The following is a 21,569-nucleotide window of genomic DNA, read 5'->3' as shown; positions in this document are numbered from 1 at the left end:
TTCGTGATGTCCCAATTACCATCACCCCGGGAAAACGCCACCGGAATCGTCGCCCACCCCGGCGTCTGACGGACCAGCGCAATATCCTTGCCTTTCACCGCCGTCGCACCTGCCGTCTCTGCTGCATCGACGGCGGCAGCCGCATTCACGCGTCCGAAGCCATAGTCATCGTTGTGGCCGGCGACGTCATAGGTGACTCCGCCGATCTTGTCAGCCGTCTCCCGCATGATGGTGCGTAGCTCGTCTCGGGTGAGTCCAGGGTTCACGGAGAGTGCCAACGCTGCACAGCCCGCAGCCGCAGGGGCGGCGAAGCTTGTGCCCGTGCTTGTGCCGTAACCTCCGCTCCCCGTGGTGCTCACCACGTTAACGCCGGGAGCAATGAGTTCCACCTCGGGTCCACGGGCTGCGTTGTCTTCCAGGTCCATGTTGGTGGAGCGGACCACAGCGATAACGTCGGCATGCGAGACAACTTCGTCCTGCATGACATCCACGTTGTTTCCATTGCTGGCGGCCCAGAAGATGGCCATCCCTCGTCCACTGCGGCCACTGGCGGCCGCAAATTCCAAGGCGAGCTGGAGGGTGGAGGTCAGGTCCCAAGCTGCACCATTAGGGCCAAGGCTGGACACGAGTATGTCGGCGCCAGTAGCGGGATCGGCACCGGCGATTTCGCGGGAGGGGTCGGCGGCATAGGCGACGGCGCGCGCCAGGGTTGTCTGTGTTCCTACCTGGTCCCCAAGGCAGGCGACCAGCATAAGGTCGCTATCGGGGGCAGCACCGGAAACGCCGACTCCATTGCCTTGGCGGGCACCCACCATGCCGGCGCAGAAAGTGCCGTGGTTGCTTCCGGGCATTCCGGCGGTTCCTTGCGTAAATGTGGCGCGAGGTGTGGCACTAACAAAGAATCCGGAGGTGCCCACCACGCCGGCCTGCAGGTCTTCGTGGGTTGCCAAAAAACCGTTGTCGATGACGGCGACCCGTATGCCTGCGCCCCTGGTCCGGTCCCACGCTTCTTCAGCTGAGACATCCGCGCCGGCAGTTCCGCCCGCTTGGCCTGTGTTGGACCACTGCCACTGGTCTCCATAGCGGGGGTCCGTCGGGGTGAAACGGCCCGGAATGTGTTCTTCAAAGGTTGGCTCAGCCATCTTCACTCGGGAATCGTCGTGAAGGGCCAAAGACGCTTCCAATGCGTCCGCATGGGCCGTTGTTTCCACCTCGTAGAGATTGCGTGCGAAAGTGAGCGGTCCGACCAACTGGAGTCCGAGGTCCGCCAGCACGCCTTCAGCTTGGTCCTCTGGAATGTCTTCCTCGAGCTGAACATTCAGCCGGGTGGACACTATCCCGAAGCGGCCATTGTCCTTCTTAACCACTTTGCCCGCGCTTTCTGCGAGATCCCCCAGTTCCCGGGCCTCGAGTCGGCGGCTCGTGTCCGATGTCGGCTGAACGAACACCCAATTGGCGTTTTGGAATGCCTCGAACGTTTCTTCGGACATTCCGACGTCTGCGGCCCGGAGTTCCGCACCCAGTTCCCTTCTGGCTGCTGGACTGGCCGGGGCCTTGACTGAGATTACATTCTCGATCTCCTCAAGGCTTTTGCGCTGGCCGCGTTGATAGTAGTCCCTGTTCATGGCGCGCTCCTCCGAGCGAGATCATGGCGAAGCGCGGACGGCACAATTCAGCGTCAGATGCTCCGCATTACGGAAATGGATATTTGCCCGGATTTCGGGCGCAGGTGTAGCGAATAGTTTTCACGGCGATTCGAGTCACCGGCTGTGAGGCCCCAGAATTGTCGGCGGCCGGGGCTGCCCCCTGCCCGGGCCGTCAGTAAGGAGACACCCAAAAGTATCCCGCCGGAAGGGAATAAAGTCAACGACTTGATTAACTCGGCCAGGTGGCGGGAACATGGATCCCGGCAATTCGTGTGCAGGCCAAAGGGGGCGGCACTTTGCATGAAAGCTGGAAGACGAACCGAGGACTTCCTCATCGGCCTGGCGTCAGGTTTGTTGGCCATAGGGCTGATGGTTGTTTGGGCTCCACGGCCAAACTGGCAGCAGGCCGGAGTTACAACTTCACCGGATATAGCTGCTGGAGCCACCGCGATCGCGGAACCTGCAACGGGCATGGCAACTGCTCCATCACGTCCTGTTCCGGAACCCACCGGATCCAGTAACACGCGGGGAAGCACGGCTTCCATCGAAGCTGCTCCGACTGTCGCAGCGGGCCCCGGACCCGCCATCCCGGACGTTCCTCCGATGACAGAAGCACCCGTAGTCCGATGGCTTCCAATTGGACCGGCCAGCCCTGGGGATCCAGGTGGCGAATTTTGGTACGCGCTGATCAAAGACAAAAGGTGCGAGACCCTGTCGGCGAATGTCAGCGGTTCCGGGTCGCCGGATCCCCTATGGACTGCGGCGGTCCATTTCTGTGGGGCGCTTGTAAGCGGGAATGAATCCTCATGGACTCAAGGCGCAGCAGACCTGGCACGGACCGCCCGACCACAGTCCTCCCGATGTCTGGATGCGGCCGTTTATGAGGCTTTGGTTCGGCTTTCCGAATTTCACTCGCTCCACCCCGAGACCACAGCAATTCCCCTGGTCGCGGAGCAGGGAACGGCATGTCCCTTGCGATTCTCCGGTCTCGGCCCTGATCAAGGTTCAATCTGCGGCGGCGAACAGGTCAGGCTGATGGGCAGGCTTCTGGGCGTTGCAGAGATCGTCGTCGACGGCGTCTCCGTCCCGGTGAGGCAGTCCGGTGAGAACCATTTTGAGTTCGTGACTCCCGCCCACCCCGCAGAGCCAGTCTCAATTTCCGTTTTCAGCCGCCCGAGCCCTGAACTTCCAGCGTTGCTTCTGGGAACTGCAACGTTCACCTATATGGCGGAGTCATTCCCCTGCCCGGAACCGTCGGTTTCGCCCTCGCCGGAGCCTTCAGCCACACGTCCCGGGACGCCGTCAGCCTGACTCCCGCGCATACCCTGAAATCAGAAGCTCCGGGCACCATAACTGACGGAGATGCGGAGTTCGACGGCGGGGACCTGGGCTGGTGTGTCCATTCCTGAAATTCTGCCAGCCGCATCGCCAGCACCTAGACCGGGCCCGTCTATCGCCCAAGACGGCGCTGTCACCACCTAGATGCGACGAGGCCACCACCTAGACCCCTTGCTGCCCACCGCATGATCTAGCGGTTTCGTGTACCTAGTCCCGCTTTCGCAGGCACTCATTTCTGACCCTTGGTCACCTAAGTGCCTTTTCTGGGCCATAGGTTTTCGCATAGGCGACATCTGAAAGGACTTCATTATGCTTTCCACGCTTTATCGGCGATCACTCCTGCTTGGCAGTTTGATCGCTGCAAGCTTCTCCGCCATCTCGGCTTGCATTCTGTGGGTTTCTCCTTCAGCGGACCTGAAAGTGCTCGATCCGCTCGCCGTGAAGATGGGCGCAGTGGGGGGCCTGTTCGTCCTTGGAGCATTGGTCCCCCTGGCAGCCTGTTTCAGCCGGCCCCAGCGCGCTCCTCGACTGAATGCCAGCGTCTTCGCCGCTGCCTGCTTTGCCAACGCCGTAGTCGTGGGACCGCCGCTAGCAGTTCCCCTTCAAAGTACGACGTCGTTGGTCGCTTTGGCGGTCGCACTCGCCGCGGCCGTGTTGTGCGCTTACGTCTACATCGATAGCGTTCAGCTTCCCTCGACGCGGAGATTCAGGAGGAAGAGGCGACGTGAAAGCTAGTGATCGATAACTCTGATTTCCCTGCTGATCATGAGTTCGAGACATCTGCAGCCATCCAAATCGAAGCGTCAGATCACAGCATTCATGAGTGCCTACGTCGTGGGTGGCAAGCAGTGCGACACACTTGCTTGGATGGCGGACAGGTACAGGACATGAGTCACTTTGCCGATGTTCCTGACCGGGAGCACACCTTTAGAACAATTTTTGAAGCGGTGTACCCAGACGTCATCAGGTTTCTGCAACGGCGAACGCACCCCGACAACGTCGAAGATGTCGCTGCTGAATCCCTCCTGGTCGTATGGCGTCGGTTAGATGAATTACCGCAACTTCGCGATGACGCCCGGGCATGGGTCTTCGGCATCACGCGCAATGTCCTGCTGAATACCCAACGGGGCGAGCAGCGCCGCCAGGCGCTAGGCGTCCGCCTCGCGGATGCCGCTGGGGATTCCTCATTCGACACAACCGCCGACCTGGCCACGAGCCGCGTGGACTTAAACACAGCGTGGCAGCTCCTATCGGAAGTCCAGCAGGAAGCACTCGCCCTCGCTGTCTTCGAAGATCTCAGCGCACCGCAGGCAGCAACGGTGCTCGGCATCTCACCCGTCGCGTTCCGCCTGCGACTCAGCCGAGCCCGACGAGCACTTCGACTCCTTCTCGAACACCTGCCTCACCACACCCGTACACCGGCAACAGCGCATGGAAGGACAACCACATCATCATGATTCGCAGCCAAGACGTCGACACCCTGCTTCGCTCATTCGACCCTGCTGACCATCTCGTATCGAACAGGACCCCGCGAGCCCGCGCCGATCTTGAGAGAATACTCTCCACCGACCCGGCGCTGCCATCAAGGCAGCGCCCCTCAGTTCCACGCATCAGCCCGCAGCGTCCAATACGTAGCAGGATTCAGACAATCCGCAGGGTGGCGCTGATCGGAGGCGCGGTGACAGCTGTCACCGCCGGTCTGATTGCACTGCCATCGTTCAACGGAGGGGACCCGGCGTTCGCCAGCTGGACCTCGGCTCCTGCCGGCATGAGCGCGCAGGAACGTGGACGCGCCGCTGACCAGTGCCGGGCGTACCAAAAGAACACAGCCAGCGGAATGTATTCCCAGGATGTCGAGACCGCGAAGCTAGCTATTGGTGAACGCCGCGGCGCCTGGACCACGGTTGTGCTGGCTGGCGAGGATGGTTTCTCAGCAATGTGCATCACCGACGACTCGACTCACCTGTTCAACAGAGGCATGATCGGCTCGATAGGAAAGCCGGCCCACCGGGCCAATCCAGGAGCTCGTGAACTGAGCGCCACGGCTTTGGGATCGGGCACGATTAGCGGGAGCAACCTCTCTCTGGCAGCAGGCACAGCAGGTCCGGATATCGCAGGCATTAGCTACCAGAGCCAAAGCCACGGAACGGTAAAGGCCACCGTGAATCTGGGACACTTCGCCCTCTGGCTACCCGGTGAAGAGCTTCAAAATGCGTCCAGCCGGGGGATGGAAGTGGAGGTAACGTACCGAGATGGCACTACAGGGACCAGCCGGCTAGCTTTCTGATCTAATTCTTTGAATCCAGGGCCTAAGGACCACTAGTCCGGCACGAAAGTTCCCCAACCAATCAACAATTTCCTGTGTTACTGACGGCACAAATACGTAAGTTCGGATTCCCCCGATGAGTCCAAGCCTTGCCCAAAGCCATGGAACGGCCACGACACCTCGCAATGCATCTGCTACGCCGTCGACCTGTCCCTTGGTGTACGCGCTCGGTCGGACAACGAGAGAGTCTCCATAGAATCCACCTAGGACCTCGCGGGCGCGGCCAGCATTAGCGGCCAGAACATACGCACAGCGAGTGGGCTGGCCCTCGTTTGTCACTCGGATAGTTCCTGTTAATATCAAGGTCGGCTCCCAATCCGACGGACGGCGCGGCAAAGAGGGCTGGAATGTTAGAGTCCAGCGCCAGATGGCCGGACGCGGATACCTGGTCATCGGGCTCAAGCGGACGAACCATGCCAACCTCTTTCGTTATTGGTCCCGGTCTGCAGTGACATCCGGCGCCCTGAGGGCCCACGAAATGCACCCCTCAGCGATGCGCAGCCACAATACGCGGACGTAGCTTGCCACCGGAAGACGGCGAAATTTCCAATCACTGCTGCACAAAAGTCGACGCTTTGCACTCACACAGCTGCATTCCCGCCCACGCTGTGTTTGCAAAACTCACACCACCTAACGCTGCCTTTGTAGCCACTCAATTCACAAAGCACTCCACTCAATAAGGGCCCAAAAACTCACAGGTTCCTCAATCTGCGACTCCCCCTCAGCATGCTAATGAGAATGATTATTGATAGCATCAAGGCGCCGCTCCTGCCCGTCGACATGAAGGACGTCTTGATGACACCCGCCCTCCTCGCGAAGGATCTGACCGTGTCCTTGCACGGACGAACCTTGGTCCACGGCATCAACCTCAGGCTCGAACCCGGTGAAAGGCTCGCCCTACTGGGAGCGTCCGGATCCGGCAAGTCGCTCACGGCCGCCGCCCTGCTGGGTCAACTTCCCAGCGAAATGACGGCAAAGGGTGAACTCCAAGTTCATGGGCAAAGCACACCCCTAAACCGCCGACGGCCAGGCCACGGGAACCTCGCTGCCATCCAGCAGGACCCCATGACCGCGCTCAACCCCATGGTCCGTCTGGGACTTCAAATTGGAATTCCGCTGCGTGATTCCGGCCTATCCGCCAAAGACGCGCATCAGCGCGCAATAGCTCTCCTCAATTCCGTGGGCATCGAGGACCCTGAGCGCGCAGCCAATAGTTTCAGCGGCGAATTGTCCGGGGGACAACTCCAGCGCGTCTGCATTGCCCTAGCACTCGCTTGCCGCAGTTCAATCCTGATAGCGGACGAATGCACCACTGCCCTGGATGTCATAAGCCAGGCAAAGGTCCTGGAAGTCCTCACCCGGAAGAATAAAAACAAACCGGCCATCCTTTTCATCACCCACGACATCGCCGCCGCCGCTGCCCTCTGCACGCGCGCAATGGTTCTTCACCACGGCCGCATCGTCGAAGAAGCCTCCATGGCCGACGTCCTCGCCCATCCGCATCACGCGTACACACAACGATTGGTGGAGGCAGCCCGCGAAGGCTTTGGTTCCCTTCACCGCCGTGGAGGCTCCGACGTGGTCGCACTTCCCTCCGCCAAAGCAGGCGCCGCATGAGTACCGTACTAACTGCCCAAGGACTCACCCACAGCTACAAGCAGCACGGCTGGTTCCGGCGGCCCCAAACCAAAGCTTCGCTGAAGAACGTTTCGCTGAATGTGCCGGCGGGGTCCAGCATTGGGCTGGTCGGCGGCTCCGGCGCCGGCAAGTCCACTCTCCTGCGAGCGCTGCTCGCCCTGGAAAAGCCCGACGCCGGTACGGTCGCCATCGGCGGTCAACACGTCAAACCGGGCCCGGCGTCGAAACTCCGGTGGTATCGCCGCCTTGTGCAGTACGTCCCCCAAAACCCGGCAGGCAGCCTCAATCCGGCCATGACCGTGCGCGCCTTACTCCTCGAACCGCTCAGGCAGCTACGCATCGACGGAGACCACGAGCATCTGGTGCGCTCAGCGCTTGAGCGTGTCTCCCTCGAAGCCTGCATGCTGGATCGGAAGCCCACGGAACTCTCGGGTGGCCAGAACCAACGTGTCGCCATCGCCCGCGCGCTTACCCCCGGGCCGCGCATCCTCCTCGCCGACGAACCCGTCAGCGGCCTGGACCTCCCGCTCCGGAACTCCGTTCTCGACCTCCTGCATGAACTAGTGAGCAGGGATGGGCTTGGCCTGTTGTTCGTATCCCATGACCTGGCCGCAGTCTCCCTTCTCTGCCCGGAAACGATCATCCTGTCGGCCGGACATATCGTCGAGCAAGGCCCCACGGCCCAACTGTTCGCCGATCCCCAGCACGCCCACACGAGGGAACTCATCGCATCCATCCCCACGCTGGAACGAGCCCAAAGACCATGACCAGGACTTCCGGGACGAGTCGGCACGCCTCGCCGCAACTCCTGCTCGCCAGCCAACTCATCTTCAACGTCGGCTTCTACTCCGTTATCCCTTTCTTGGCTATCACAATGCGCCAGGACTTCCAGCTTGGTGCAATGGCAATCGGATTCGTCCTCGGCGCCCGCACTTTTGCACAGCAAGGCTTATTCCTCCTTGGCGGTGGCCTGTCCGACCGATGGGGGCCGCAGCGAACCATGGTCACCGGTTGTTTGATCCGCGTGTCCGGTTACCTGCTCCTTGCGTTGGCCGCCGACTTTCCGCTCTTCTTGCTGGGAGCCATTGTCACTGGCATCGGCGGCGCACTATTTTCGCCGGCACTGGAAAGCCTCATCGCCGCAGCGGAAAAGCGCCGCAAGGCATCACTCGGCAACCGCCCAACGCTCTTCGCATGGCTTGTGATCGTAGGGGAACTCGGCGCTGTAACCGGCCCGATGCTAGGTTCGGCGCTCCTGGGCATTGGCTTTGACGTCGCATTGGTATGTGGTGCCGTTGTGTTCACCGTGATGGCCGGTGTCTTCTGGCGGTTCCTGCCAACAACGACGGCGGTGAGCGCCGACGGCCGAGCGCCCACCGGCGGTGCCGCCCAAGTCAATGGCAGCCGGGACCACGAATCAGTGTGGCGGTGCCTTGGCGAGAAGCGCTTTGTCGGCTTCGCGATCTTCTACGGAATGAATCTGGTGGCCCACAACCAGCTTTACTTCGGCCTTCCGATCGAAATGGAGCGAAGCGGCAGCGGGGCCGACACCCTTGGCATGCTCTTCGCCTACGCTTCGGTGTTAACGATCGCGCTGCAATGGCCGATCGCAAGGGCCATGCGGCGATTCGGCACCGGCCAGGCCCTGATCCTGGGGCTCGGCATCCAGGCCGTGGGCTTCGCCGCCGTCGCGGTCTTGGCCACGCAGGAAGCGGCCGAGGGGCTGGAAGCCCTTCCCGTCGTCGTGCTTGTCACGGCGGTATCACTGGGGCACATGTGCGTCGCCCCCACGGCGATGACCGCCGTCCTCCACTTCGCTTCCGGCCGCCCGACGGGCGCCTATTACGGCCTCCTCGCTAGTTGTGGCGGGGCCATGACGCTTCTGGCCAATATCGCGCTGGCTGTCCCCTACGAACGTGCGGCCGCAACAACGCTCGCCGCAGCCATGCCTTGGCTCCTGCTGGCAGTCGCCGCGGGGATTTCAGCCGTCGCTATCCGCCGCTTCCTCCCTGCGGAACCCGCCCGCCTGGACAGCGAGCAGGTAGCACAACCGTCAAGTAGCACCATCCATTAACGAAAGAAAGCAGGGTCCCATGACCAAACCGCCTATCTCGGCGCGCCCAAATACAAGGCCACGTCGAAGGCCACGTCGAAGGCCACGTCGCCAACAAGCCTTGACCATTCTCTCGGTGTCAGCCCTGGCGGCAACTTTGAGCGGTTGCTTCTCGGCTGGCAACGCCACAGAAAGCTCCGGTGATAGCCGGATCAAAGTCGCTATGCTCCAGCCGCCTCGCTCCGGATTGACGCCCCTCAGCGACGACGCGTTCAAGCTCTCACGCTGGAGCACCGCAGAAACGTTGGTTGTCCTGGATGACCTTGGTGAAGCGAAGCCCGCACTCTCCACGTCGTGGCAACGCTTAGACGGCAAGACGTGGAGGTTCGAACTGCGCCAGGGCGTGAAATTCCACGACGGCACCACGCTCACCGCACAGCAGGCTGCTGCTTCCCTGACGGCCGCCGCGAAAGCCAGCCCCAAACCGCGAATTCTCGACGGCGTAAAGCTCACCATCCGCGCGGACGGCGAGGCCGCCGTCGTCGTTACAACCGAAGCCGAAGACCCGCTGATCCCACAGCGACTCTCAAGCCCCCAGCTCGCCATCCTGGCTGCCTCGGCCTACAAAACTGGCGGCATTGTCAGCCCGATCAACGCCGGAACCGGACCTTACGCGCTCACGGCTGTGGACGGGACCAGTTCATCCACACTCAACCGCTTCGACGACTACTGGGGCCAGAAAGCCGCGGCCGGCGGCGTGGACATCCAATTCGTCCCGGACGGGACCGCCCGGGCCGCCGCCCTGCGGACCGGAAACGCCGACGTTGTCGAGGCCATCCCCGTGGGGCAAGTGGCCCAGATCGACCCGAAGCTGGTGCACGAAGTACCGATGCCGCGCACCAACACGCTGTACCTAAACAACAAGTCCGGACCTTTCTCAGATCCCGGCGTGCGGGCAGCTGCGCGCGAAGCAATCGACCGGGCGTCGATTGTCCAACGCGTGTACGAGGGTCGCGCCAATGAGGCTGAGGGGTTGCTCGGGCCGGCACTCCCATGGGTTGCGGAGGAGCGCAAGAGCGAGTCCTACAGCGGCACTTTGAACAAGCGAGCCGCAGCCGCCCCCGTCAAAGGCACACGCATAAAGCTGGGCACGTTCACCGACCGCGCCGAGCTGCCAGAAGTGGCCGTGCAACTGGAACAGCAGTTGGAAGCCGCCGGTTTCATCGTGGAACAAGACGTTCGCGAATATCGGCACATCGAATCGGACGCCTTGGCAGGCAAGTTCGACGCCTTCATCCTGTCACGGGCCACAGTCCTCGATTCCGGTGATCCGGTTGCCTACATGGTCAGCGATTTCTCCTGCTCAGGAACGTTCAACATCGCCCAATTCTGCAAACCCGAAGTAGATTCCGCGCTGCAGGCCGCGGCTGCAATTCCCGCCGGGAAAGAGCGCCGTGCCGCCATAGCGGCCGCCGAGGCGCTCATCCTCTCCAAGGATGCGGTGATCCCAATGCTGCATGAACGCGTGATCCAGGGCGAATCCTCCAGAGTTCGCAATGTCGAGCGCGATCCCCGCGAACGGGCACTCATCACCGGCAGGACAGGAATCACAAAGCAATGACATATTCGGCGTTGATCAAGACCGCGGCGTCCCGGATTCTGGCTTTCACTGGCATCGTGGTGCTTATCGGCCTTCTACCGTGGCTCTCCGGACTAAGTCCCGAGTACACCATCCTGCGGGCTCGCTATGCCGACCGGGAAGCAACACCCGAGACGCTGGCCATGATCCGCGCCGAATTGGGGCTCGATCAAGGTCCTGTGCATGTGTTCCTGGATTGGGCCGGCGGAGTTCTAGCTGGTGACCTAGGCAATTCCTGGATCACCAACACGCCCGTCGGCCCGGGGACGTGGGAGAGCCTGGGCGTCTCCATCACGTTGATGGCTTTGGCTGTTGTGGTGGCGTCTGTATTTGCCCTGGCCCTTTGCTTGCCTGCCGTCCTGAATGGACTGCAGGGCCGCCCAGCACGTGGTTCGGGTGCCGCGGCTGCTGCCATGACGGCACTCCCCGAGTTTCTCCTGGCCGCGATGCTGCTGGTGCTGGGTGCCGTATGGCTCCGCTGGTTCCCACCCTACGGTTGGCAGGGCCTGCACTACGCGATCCTCCCCGCGCTCGCCCTGGGAATCCCTGCGGGCGGGCTGATCGGACGTCTACTCTCCGACGCGATCACTATGGCTTTCGCCGAAAAGTGGGTAAGTACGTGGGCCATGGCAGGCGCTGGATCCGGCAAGCTCATGGCCGCAATTGTTCGGCGCGCTATGCCCTCCGTCGTCAGTCAAATCGCGCTGGTGCTGGTGGGCCTGACCGGCGGGGCGGTGGCTGTGGAGAAGGTCTTCGCAATTCCTGGACTCGGCCGGGCTGTCCTGGGCGCCGCGAGCGCCCAGGACATTCCCGCCCTTCAGGCTGGTGTCCTGGCGCTTGTGCTGCTTGCCATCGTGGTCGGGGCGCTGAGTGCCGGTGCAAGGTACCTCTTGCTGGGCCCTGCCCTCCGTGCAGGTACGGTACCGGTGCCGGAATTACCTAAACAAGTACGACGCCGGGACGCGGCTGTGCCGCTCGTCGCGGCTTCCCTACTGGTTCTGATGATTGCGGCCGGGCTCCTCCGAGATCCGTCTACGTCCGGTTTTCCGCGATTGGCAGTTCCCAGCCTGGACATACCTTTCGGGGCCGACGCCAGTGGGCGCGACCTGCTTGCCCGGTTTGCGCACGGGGCTGTGGGAACCCTCGGCACGTCAGTTGTTGTTTGCCTGACGTGTCTGGTCCTCGGGGTGGTCATCGGACTGTTTCCATTGGCTGCAACGGGTCCGTTGGAGGTCACTAACGCCGCTCCACCCATCCTTGCCGGCCTCATGGTTGCCGTGATCACCGGCCCGTCGGCTCATGGCGCGGCCATCGCCGTGACAGTGGCAAGCTGGGCGCCGTTGGCGGCACACACGGCGGCGTTGGCACAGGAAGCGCGCGCCCGACCGCATGTGCGGATTCTCCCCATACTCGGAGTCAGCCGGTTCCGAGTCCTGTGGCGATACATTCTTCCCACAGTGGTGGGCCCGGTTTTCCGCCACTCCATGCTCCGGATCCCCGGCATTGCACTGGCCCTCGCTGCGCTGGGTTTCCTTGGGCTCGGCCCGCAACCACCAGCTCCCGAATGGGGGCTCATCCTTGCCGAGGGTATCAATTACGTAGAACGCGCACCTTGGGCTGTCGCTGCCCCTGCCGGGGCGCTCATTCTGGCTTCGGTCCTGGCCGTATCCTTGTCCAGTATCCCGTGGGGTCGGCGGAAGGCGTCGCGACGCGGAGCCGTGGATGCTTCAGGTGCGTAACAACGACGGCAGTGGCGTCGGAGGTGATGCGGACGCCTCCAGCCGGCCCGCCGCCGTCGTCCGCTCATTCCCTTGACAGAACTCGAATGCCCACGCCGGGTCCTTTCTCTACCAGGCGGCGCGGGATGGCTCCGTCTTGGCGGAGCCACAAGATTTGGCCGTCCATGGTGACGGTGTCGACTACTCCGGCATCTGTGATTCCGTTGGCGATCTCAATTTCCACTTTTTGGCCGGTGAGCGTGCGCCAGTCGATGTCGCAGAAGTCTGGCAGGGCGTACGCCGGGAATTGGTGAGTCAGCTGATCCACGGTAGCGATTCCGCAGGCTTCCAGGCGTGGCAACAAGGCCTCCGCTTCAACGAAGTTCCCCGCCCGCAGGACCCGTTCCATGTGGAGTGCGATCTCCGCCAGCCCCGTTGCTCCCACCATCTCACTAGCAGAGCGCAGGCTGAGCATAGCGTCCATCGATGCCACTTCGTCCTCACGCCGAATCGCGTCCACCAAGCGGTGGTAGCGGGCCGGCCACAGGTCCAGGTTCCGGTGGACGTAATCCACGTACGCCGTGGGGTCCTGCACTTCGAGTTCCAAGGCATCCAGCACGTAGCGGGACACCAAGGGAATTTCGGCACGTTCAATGTCCCCCATCTCATTCACTTTCGATCAGGGCACCGTGGTCGACTGCCCCTGGCCATAGTCCGCAGATGCGGCTTCTGGCACGGACATGCCGACAACGGCACCAGCCTCTGAATGGCAATAACAGGGGCAGATGTCACAGGCTTCGTGGACGGCGTCTCTGCAATCGAGGGTGACCCAGTTATTCCGTTCCCAGCGGGACACCCACTTTCGAGGCATAGGCGTTTTGTGCCCCCAGAAGACCCAGCTGCCAATGATTTTCGCCATGTGATCTCACCCCCAACGAAGAGAGACTACGGCCCGTAAATCGGCACTAGGTGTGCGGAACCGAGGAATGAGGTGGCGATTCCGCTGAAATTGAGTGGTAATTTTTGCGGCGACTGAGTGGTTTGAACTTTTGTCTGGCTGATGCGGTGACTAGCCCAGTCCAGCCTCCATCATTGAGAATTCCGGGATCCCCGGACATGTTCGTAAAGGGAACGCCGCGAGTTGGTGCCAGTTTTCTTGAGCGCCCTTGAGATGTGGTTTTCCACGGTGCGAAGGCTGATGCGCAGCCGGGCAGAGATCTCAGTATTCGTGTGGCTTCCGGCCAAAATCGCAACCTCAGCCTCGCGCGATGACAGCGGCTGGGCTTGTTCCGTTCCGATGTTCAAAGTCACATGCGGCCCGGGCGTTGGGAAACGCGAATCGAATGCACGCGCCAACTGTTGGAAGCTTGATGCGGAGCTCTTATCGCGCTCCAAGAGCCGGCGCTTCGAGGCACTCGTAAGCAACAAGCTGACGGCGTGCAGATCGGCATCAGGCTCATATTGGTCCAGCAGGATTCCTACCAGCTGATAGTCGTTCTCCACCACTGCTGCCGCGATCGCCAAGAATTGATTGTGTGAAGCTACGCGCTTGCCTTTGAACAGTCTCTCCGCCCGTTCCAGCACCTCGCCGCTCGGTAGAAGGCACAAGGTAAATACCGCTGTGTAGGCTGCTTCCATCACGTAGCCACGGCTTAACTGGCCCTCAATGAGTTCTGTTGCCTTGTCGTCAAACGCTTTGGGGTCCCCATATCGTTGGGCAAAGAGATTGAAGACTCCCTTACCAGTGCCAGGAAGTGGCCCAATATCCGCCACATCACCGCGGGCCTGGGTACCCAAGGACGAGATTTTCTTCCCCGATCCTGTGAGGGCACGGAGTCCGGCTAGCCGCAACATGGCGTCGTGGAGCGAGTTGGCCAGGAAGCCCGGGCGCCCAAGGGCGAAGACACTGCTCATCATGTAGTCCGCTTCCAGACCGAAGCCCCGCTGGGTGAGCGCCATGGCCGCCACGTAGCTGTTTGCGATGAACCCAAACTGATCCAGTGCTCGTCGCGAAATGTTGCGCTGGTTCAGCGAAAAGACCAAAGCCTCATCCAAACGACCCGCCACCAGCAGGGCCAACCCACGCACGAAAGGCTCAATGTTCGCGGCCAACTCGAATCCGTCTGCTTCGTCGAGCGCTTTGAGGGCTGACTGCCCGTCGAAGCGATAAACCTCGAGCATGCCTCGGACGACGGACAGGACTCCGGTGTTTGAATGGCCCTTGCCCAGTTCATCGAACATGGCATCAGGATTGTCCGGCATCTGGTCGTACGAAGCACTGAGGAACAGCGCGAAGGCCTCGGCTTCAGGCGCCCACTCGGGATGGATCGAAGCATAGTCGGCAAGAATTGCAGCGCCCACTGATGTCTCTTCGCCCTTGACGATGGACCACAGGGCCCGAGTCATTGCAAAGACGAGGTGATGTTCAGGGCGGGCACCTGCTGTTGAGGTGCGTCGGAAGACCTTCTCAATTCGTCCAGCATCGATTGGACCGCCCCAGTAGAACTTGAGGAAGGCTGAAGCATTGGCCATGTTCGGTTCGGATTCCCACAGGGCGTAATGTGCTTCTTCACGTTCACGGAGCTGCTCTTGGAAGTGGATCCCGGTCAGGGTTTCTCCGGCTCCTGCTTCCTCCCTCAGCTGCCCCACCACCGCTGCAACTGAAGGCGTGAGGTGTCGGCCTTCCTCTGGCGGCCGCGAAAGCATCTCGACTGCATTTTCGATGCGGCTGGCGAGGACCCTGCGTGCTGACAGCATGTGTCTATCGCGGAAGTAATCCACAAGCAGGGGCGGGTTTGCAGCCACGCAGATCTCGCCGTTGACGTCTTCGGAGACTGCCACCAGGCCTCGTGCTTCGAGTCGGTCCAGCATGGACGCGTCAACAACCGTCTGCAAACATTTCATGGTCCGCGTACCCAAGACTGAGAGCGTATGCAACGCGTTTAGTTCGTTCGGGCCCAGACCATGAAAAAGAGCCTCCACAGTGCCCTGGAGGTCAGGAGTCCATAGGGTATGGCCGGCCATCCGCCATTGCCCGTCGCTGAGAGCCAGCAGTTTGTTTAGCACGCCACTCTGGGCCATCCTCACAACCAACCGGGGGTTGCCCGCGGACTTCATCAGAATATGCGCGGTGGTGTCCACGTCTGCGGGCGCGGCCAGGGTTTGTGTCACAAGCTTGTTGACCTGGTCATACCGGAGCGGTCCAAGCCGAATGTGCGCCTCCGGCCAACGTTCAGGGCTGAAACCCGGATTCCGTGGATAAATCGGCGAATCGTCCATGGTCATGACAAGCGGCCGCTGCGACCGCTTCTGGGCGATATCAATGACAGCGAGTGACTCGTTGTCGAGCAAATCGATGTCGTCCACCACAATTATTCGCGAGCCGCGCTGGGCCAGCTGCTCGGCGAGAGCGTCGGCCAGCCCCAGTGGGCCGGTGTGACGCGCACGCATTTCCAGCGCCAACGTTGATATTCCTGCCAAGGGACTTTGACGAAGAAGGCGTGCCCCAAACAGGCTATAAACTTCGGCCCCGCCCTTTTCGAGTTGTGCGATGATGCCTTTGGCCACCGTCGAGCGGCCGCTTCCAGTGGCACCGACTATCCGTACGCTGATTCCCCGCGCAACGTAATCGAGTGCCCGGCGGGTCTCTTCCTCGAACACCGCAAGACTCCTTACTTCTCTAAGCCCTTCACCATTGAACCGCGCCAGAGTGGCGAGGGATCACATCGCAGTGGCTTAGACACGAATCTCCGGTGATTTTCCCGACCCCTTACAAGATGGGTGCAGCCGGCCACGTTCGCGCTGGCCGGCTGCAGACTCTGCCGGGTCTCAATCAGCAGTCATCCGCGCTCCAGGTTAGGGTCAAACGTCCGGAACACGCCGCGAAGGACAGGTACGTCCTCACAAAAAAGATTATGACCACATTGGGTGCAATGAGTGGCGTTTGACGAAAATTAGGTGGCAAAAAGGACCAAATTAGGTGGAAAACTTACGATATTTCGATCGACAATAGGTGGTACGAGATCTCGGATTTAATTCAGCAATTGACGTGCAGGAATATTAGAGCGTGGCGCGTTATCGGAACCAGCTGCCCCGATGCGATCCTCTCACCTGAACGTCAACAGAAGCTTCATCCCTTACTGTCCCGGAACTGGAGGACGCCCGTACGTGCATCGTGCACGAAATCCTTCCACCGGCTACGACATCGGCAGGTTGGATAACGTACAAAAATCTGATCCGGGCGCTTTCTCCGGGAGCAAGGGAGGCAATATCCAATTCATTCAATGTCGGCGGGGCGACGAAGGCCAACTCTTCGAGATTTGAATTGGTTAATGAGAGATAAGTCACCGCAATGTGGGAGAAAGCCTCTTGGGAATCATTTATGATCCAAGCGACAAAAGAGACGGTATCGCCGGCCCTAGCCGAGTATTGGTCCGCGAGAAGGACCACGGCTACGGCCGGCGTACCTGAACCCGAACCAGATCGATGGCGTCCCCGTCGCCCCGACTGCCTCGATTGAATCAGCCAGTCATGAACCGGATGCGTAACGTCTGGTGGCCAGCGCTGACCCCCATCTAACTCAGCGCTAGTCCCTGCGGGTTCTGGCCGGTAAACCATTCCTCATCCGAACTGGATCCAGGATGAACAGGGCAATGAGGGCAAGACCGACTGCTCCAGCTACGAAGAGCCCGGAGGTCGACTGGAGGAAACCAGCCAGATAGCCGAGTCCAACAACATGCCCTAGGTACTTACCGGCCGTCCTGAGCCGGTATGGCTCAGGATCCTCTTGGGCATTGGCGTCGCCCCTAAGCGTGTACTCGTACAGGCCAGGCATCGGCTCCACAGACTTGACCATTCGGTGAGTCACCAACCCAAGACCACGTGGCCGTTCCACGGTGACAATCGTTCCCTCATCGATATCCCCTGCCGCGACTTGGGCCGAGAAGACCACTGACCCCACAGGGATCGTTGGCTCCATGGAGCCGGAAACCACAACGAGCGGTCGAACACCGAAGAGCAACGATACGCCGAAGACCAAGATGCACAGGACTCCAAGCAAAGCCCCGAGGGATAGGACCCCCGAGCGGACCAGCGCATAAAGCCGGAGCCACGGGTCCATTTGGTCTTCCTGCTTCGAATCCGCCGGGCCGTCCGATGCCTCGTCGGAGCGGCCCGGCGTATCCTCCTCCCAGGCGGCCGATGCCTCGTCCGCGCCACCTAGAAGCTCTTCCTGGAGGCTGCCCGGTTCCCCTTCCACGGTGATCGTTGCCTCCTCCGATCCGTGGGTCCCCTTAGCACGGGCGCTTTCGCGGTCTTCCCGCGCGTCCCACTCCTCAACCGGGCCGTTTGTCACGCTGTCGCTCTCCCTGACGGAATGACGCACACTCACTGAGTGACCGAGGTCGCATCGAAGTGCACGGCGATGGCTGTCTGTCCGCCGTTGAAGTTCTCGACTCCAGGTCCGTCCACGTAGGTGATTGTCAGCTTCAGCTTCTTTTCCGAGCCGGCTGCGGCAGCCGTGTAGGTGTCTCCCTGCCTTAGCACAGCACCCCATCGCGGCTCCAAGACACCAAGCGATCCCTTCGCCTGGTCCCAAGTCACATTGGAGACCAGGACTTTGCCTGATTCATCCGCTGCGGTGAATCTCAGGAAGGACAGGATGTTCGGCACTCCTGCGGCCACGGTGCCATCGCCGTTCCTGAGAACGATTTTGAAGGTCGTATCCGCTTTTACCGTGGGGGTGTTGTTGAAGACCGGGATGGTGGTCTCAACGGATCGTCCCGGTACTAGGTCGGCGGCACCGGCAACTGCCCAATCGAACCCGGTTTCGGTGTCAGCCTGCTCCACTTTCCCATCAGCCTTGACCACGCCGATATCGAAGCGATCCGGAAACCCGATCAGCGAATCGCCCACGATGTTTAGCCGTGCATAGTCGGTTGCGGCCGCGCTGGTAACAGCTACTGTTGCCGCAGCGAGAGCACCCGCGGTAAGGACCAGCCGGAGTCGCCCGGATTTCTGGATGAACGCATGCGTCGATCGTGGTTTCATTGTTAGCTTGCTCATTTCGCCACGACCCCCATGTTCCAAGACACCTGACGTGTGGTGTTGATTTGACCTGTGGGAAGACCGATGGATCCTTGAGGGTTGTAGCCCCTCCCCCAGAACGTGCCGTCGGATTTTTGCCATAAGTAGAAGCCCTGGCCTGAGGCATACTGAACGACATTTGTATCGATCCGAGTCGGTGTCTGGGGAAACCTGCCGTAGTCATCGCTGGCGCCGTAACCCCAGAGTTCGCCGGAGGAGTTCATCGTGGCCACACCGGTGAAGCCGAACTGCATGGACTTGATGTTCGAAAGCCCGGGGACGACGTCCGGAACTGTCGGTGTAAGAGTTGTTCCCCGTCCTGTGCGGGTGTAGTTGCTCCCCCAACTGATCATCTGGCCGTTGGAAAGAATGGCGCCACCCATATTGATGCCACCGTCAACGGCAATGATATATGGAGATCCGGCGGCAACGTTGCGTTTGAACCAAGGACTCAAGGGGGTGACCATGGCGGGCGTTGAATCAACATTCGCCAGGGCGCCGGGCAGACTGTCACCGCCGCCGGTTCCGCCCCAGTAATACACGTCCCCGTTCTCAAGTATCAGGAAGAAATTGGTGTACGCACCCTTGAGATACACGGGTCGGTTACCTGGCACCGACGGATCGGGAAGGCCCAGCAGTTGGCTTGCTCCAGGGGCTGAGTTACCCCCGTATCCGGTAGGTGACCCCCAGTGCCAAACTGTCCCGTCGCTGCGAATGCCGGCGCCGGCGTACTCTGTGGAGGAAATAGCGGTGATCCTGTCAAGGATTGGGCCTGACCCATTCCATGCAGAATTGATGCGGATCTGCTTAGCGTTGCCATTCGGCGCCGCTGCGTCGGTTCCGTTCCGCGAATTGAACGTGCCCCAGCCCCAGACTGTCCCGTTCTTGTCCAGCGCGTTAGCGTCGTAAATCTGGCCTGTGACTTGGAGGACAGTGCCGTCGGGAATGCCCGCTACCTTGGTGGGTGGTTGCTGAACGCCGTCCGTTAGAGTGTCGCCGTTGATCGCAATATTGGTCAGGCCCCACACGTAGGCGTTTCCGTCTGACCCGACACCAATTCCGGTGTCAACCATGCGCGCGTTGACCGAGAGGCCTGCCATAAATACCGGTCCCGCGTTCACAGGAATCGAGACGGAGCGGGCATGCGTACGGTCTTTGTAGGCGGCGCTCGTGGCAACGGGGAGCTGAGCGGCGCCTACGAACCCGGCCAGTCCCAGCAGACCGGCTGCACCGAGGTATTGCCTGCGAGAAACACTGAACGGCTTACTCATGAGCGGACTTCTTTCGACGAACGAGGATGAGGGCAAAGCCGAGGGCGAGCAGACCTGCCGCTGCTGCGGCCACCGGAAGTACATTGCCGAGGCCTGTGGAGGCAAGATCCGGCCCCTTCACGGGACTGACCGGAGTGACCTTGGGGCTATCTACGCTTGTTACAAAGCGGAACTTCAGGTTGCCGCTGGCACCCTGGTAGGAGTTATCCGCTTCCCGTGGAAGCGTGACCGTCCCTATCAGGTCATAAGAAGCCCCGGCGCCCAGTTCAGGCAGTGTCATGGACCTCCCAAGCACGTCTCCAACCCGGACTTTGTTGACGACCGTAACGCCGTCACGGGTTTGAACGGTGAGTTCCATGGGGGCTGGCCCCGTGAACAGCACGTTCGAGTGGCCTGTGATCTCGAGTCCCAGGGGAACAGGTTGGCCGGCAACGTTTTTTACCGACATGTTCCAGCTGTGCGCCTCGCCGGGCGCGGGAGCATCAATAGCCACAGCTGTAGGCGCGGCGTCGATGAGATCAGGTGCCGCGGAGGCTCCGACTGCTTGAATCATGGTCAAGACCGCGACCCCAATGACCGCCAACAGGGTGCGGAGGCTTCGAAGCGCGATCATTTGCTTTCTCCATTGGTGAGTACGCCAAGCTGAGTGGCCTTGCCGGGAGCCATAGCACCGGAACCGGCTGGAAGAATCGCCGTCACCCGGATGCTGTGTTCCTGGCCGGGAGCTACGTCCGCAAACTTCAGTCCTGCCTGATTGACTTGCTGGGCTGAAGCGTTGGCAATTGCCGGCGTGGCTGCGCCGTCGAGGTACACAGAGAAGCGAAGGGTGTCAAAGAGGTCATCCGTCTGCGCGTCCGGGTCGTACAAAGTGACTGCCAGGTCCCCCGTAACTCCAGGGGTCCGGTTGGCAACCGTGACATCGAACTGCACGGGTGCCGACTCAGAGAACGCGGCACCTGACGTCAGTGGGAGAACCACGGCGTCTGCAGGTGTCTCCGCATCTTGCAGGGCATTCGCGCTGTCTTTGACCGCAATGTCGAAACGGTTGGGATTTCCGAGGCCGGAGCCGGCCGCACCTGTGCCCAGGTTCAGCCTTGCGAAGTCGGTGTACGCGGCAGCGGTTGTTGTGGCACCGATAACCAAAGCACCTGCGCCCAATATGAGGATCAGTCGCTTCCTGCCGCGCCCTTTCTCAGCGCCTTCAGCGATTGGACGGTTGCTTGTCATGGGTTCACCGCCTGGAAATTGAACTGGATGTCGGTGGATGCCATCTGCCAGCGGTTGTCGACGCTGTACGGCAGCTCGACTCGAACATCCAGCAGCTTGAACGCCCCCGGCTGAAGGGGATCGTTCCAGTTGATGGTGGTCAGCTGGGCAGCCGGAACTCGATCAAGAAGGACTGTCCCGCCGTCTTTGACGGTGAAGACCAGTTGGTCAAAGAGCTCTACAAAATGGCCTGTGTTGGGATCCGTCTGGTTCCCGCGGGGATGCGGATCCAGGATCCGCAGACCGAGGTTTGCTGCAAGGCGGGGGCTGTTGTTCTTCGCCGCGATGCGAAGATCAAGGATGCTACCGGGAGCCATGGTGTATCCGCTGCCGTCATTCGTCAGTGCGATGCGAAAGGCACGCGGGTTTGCTTGGTCCCAGTCTGCCTGCGTGGGTTGCCACGACGGGTCAGCCTTCCCCGATGCCACAATGTCAAAGGTGTTGCGGGAGCCGTCCAGGGCTACGTCTACGTCCGCGTAGTCGGTGAACGAGGCGGCGGTGATCAGCGTTCCAGCCGCGACCAGCGAACCGGTTGCGAGCAGTAGCCGAAGGCCTCCGCGGCGGTGAGTCCTCATACTGTGTCCTTCAAG

17 protein-coding genes are annotated in these 21,569 nt (G+C 61.0%); 8 read left to right on the top strand and 9 right to left on the bottom strand.

What is annotated here, in order from left to right; translation table 11 throughout:
* The coding region (locus tag LD110_RS14630) for a S8 family serine peptidase (RefSeq protein WP_225499552.1) at window positions 1-1,625 on the bottom strand (1,625 nt) is incomplete at its 3' end.
* A gap of 321 nt (window positions 1,626-1,946) precedes the next feature.
* On the opposite strand from LD110_RS14630, the gene LD110_RS24090 reads away from it, so the two are divergent.
* The 8 genes from LD110_RS24090 to LD110_RS14590 all read left to right on the top strand — a co-directional run bounded on the left by LD110_RS24090 (window position 1,947) and on the right by LD110_RS14590 (window position 12,379).
* A complete protein-coding gene (locus LD110_RS24090; protein WP_374200346.1) occupies window positions 1,947-2,957 on the top strand; it encodes an IPT/TIG domain-containing protein in 1,011 nt (336 codons plus the stop codon).
* A gap of 914 nt (window positions 2,958-3,871) precedes the next feature.
* Window positions 3,872-4,441, top strand: a complete 570-nt coding sequence (locus tag LD110_RS14620) for an RNA polymerase sigma factor (RefSeq protein WP_225499550.1) — start codon at window positions 3,872-3,874, stop codon at window positions 4,439-4,441.
* Between the two features lie 200 nt (window positions 4,442-4,641).
* Window positions 4,642-5,271: a hypothetical protein gene (locus LD110_RS14615; protein ID WP_225499549.1), complete on the top strand. Its 630-nt coding sequence runs from the start codon at window positions 4,642-4,644 to the stop codon at window positions 5,269-5,271.
* 777 nt (window positions 5,272-6,048) lie between these two features.
* Entirely contained in the window at window positions 6,049-6,927 is an 879-nt protein-coding gene (locus LD110_RS14610) for an ABC transporter ATP-binding protein (protein ID WP_225499548.1), read from the top strand.
* Entirely contained in the window at window positions 6,924-7,715 is a 792-nt protein-coding gene (locus tag LD110_RS14605; protein WP_225499547.1) for an ABC transporter ATP-binding protein, read from the top strand. Before LD110_RS14610 ends, LD110_RS14605 begins: the two co-directional genes overlap by 4 nt.
* On the top strand, window positions 7,712-9,022 hold the full coding sequence (locus LD110_RS14600; protein WP_225499546.1) for an MFS transporter: 1,311 nt from the start codon (window positions 7,712-7,714) through the stop codon (window positions 9,020-9,022). The genes LD110_RS14605 and LD110_RS14600 overlap by 4 nt, the downstream gene beginning before the upstream one ends.
* A 19-nt stretch (window positions 9,023-9,041) precedes the next feature.
* Window positions 9,042-10,622: an ABC transporter substrate-binding protein gene (locus LD110_RS14595; protein ID WP_225499545.1), complete on the top strand. Its 1,581-nt coding sequence runs from the start codon at window positions 9,042-9,044 to the stop codon at window positions 10,620-10,622.
* On the top strand, window positions 10,619-12,379 hold the full coding sequence (locus LD110_RS14590; RefSeq protein WP_225499544.1) for an ABC transporter permease subunit: 1,761 nt from the start codon (window positions 10,619-10,621) through the stop codon (window positions 12,377-12,379). Before LD110_RS14595 ends, LD110_RS14590 begins: the two co-directional genes overlap by 4 nt.
* Before the next feature lie 64 nt (window positions 12,380-12,443).
* Here LD110_RS14590 and LD110_RS14585 read toward each other — a convergent pair whose 3' ends face one another.
* From LD110_RS14585 to LD110_RS14550, 8 genes are all read right to left on the bottom strand, one after another.
* On the bottom strand, window positions 12,444-13,022 hold the full coding sequence (locus tag LD110_RS14585; protein WP_225499543.1) for an Hpt domain-containing protein: 579 nt from the start codon (window positions 13,020-13,022) through the stop codon (window positions 12,444-12,446).
* Window positions 13,023-13,447: 425 nt separating this feature from the next.
* Window positions 13,448-16,018: a LuxR C-terminal-related transcriptional regulator gene (locus tag LD110_RS23925; protein WP_225499542.1), complete on the bottom strand. Its 2,571-nt coding sequence runs from the start codon at window positions 16,016-16,018 to the stop codon at window positions 13,448-13,450.
* A gap of 925 nt (window positions 16,019-16,943) precedes the next feature.
* Entirely contained in the window at window positions 16,944-17,711 is a 768-nt protein-coding gene (locus LD110_RS14575) for a signal peptidase I (protein ID WP_225499541.1), read from the bottom strand.
* A gap of 32 nt (window positions 17,712-17,743) precedes the next feature.
* Complete coding sequence (locus LD110_RS14570) at window positions 17,744-18,421, bottom strand: hypothetical protein (RefSeq protein ID WP_225499540.1); 678 nt, start codon at window positions 18,419-18,421, stop codon at window positions 17,744-17,746.
* Window positions 18,418-19,713 carry a hypothetical protein gene (locus LD110_RS14565; RefSeq protein ID WP_225499539.1) on the bottom strand — a complete coding sequence of 432 codons (1,296 nt, stop codon included), beginning with the start codon at window positions 19,711-19,713 and terminating at the stop codon, window positions 18,418-18,420. The genes LD110_RS14570 and LD110_RS14565 overlap by 4 nt, the downstream gene beginning before the upstream one ends.
* The gene (locus LD110_RS14560; RefSeq protein ID WP_225499538.1) at window positions 19,706-20,326 is read right to left on the bottom strand and encodes an LPXTG cell wall anchor domain-containing protein; all 621 of its coding nucleotides are present in this window, start codon (window positions 20,324-20,326) and stop codon (window positions 19,706-19,708) included. The genes LD110_RS14565 and LD110_RS14560 overlap by 8 nt, the downstream gene beginning before the upstream one ends.
* Window positions 20,323-20,940, bottom strand: a complete 618-nt coding sequence (locus tag LD110_RS14555; RefSeq protein WP_225499537.1) for a hypothetical protein — start codon at window positions 20,938-20,940, stop codon at window positions 20,323-20,325. The genes LD110_RS14560 and LD110_RS14555 overlap by 4 nt, the downstream gene beginning before the upstream one ends.
* Window positions 20,937-21,554 carry a hypothetical protein gene (locus LD110_RS14550; protein WP_225499536.1) on the bottom strand — a complete coding sequence of 206 codons (618 nt, stop codon included), beginning with the start codon at window positions 21,552-21,554 and terminating at the stop codon, window positions 20,937-20,939. The genes LD110_RS14555 and LD110_RS14550 overlap by 4 nt, the downstream gene beginning before the upstream one ends.
* Between the last annotated feature and the right edge of the window lie 15 nt (window positions 21,555-21,569).

The sequence above is a fragment of the Arthrobacter sp. M4 genome (genome assembly GCF_020251205.1).
Lineage (GTDB): Bacteria > Actinomycetota > Actinomycetes > Actinomycetales > Micrococcaceae > Arthrobacter.
This window is presented reverse-complemented; position numbering and strand designations above follow the sequence as displayed.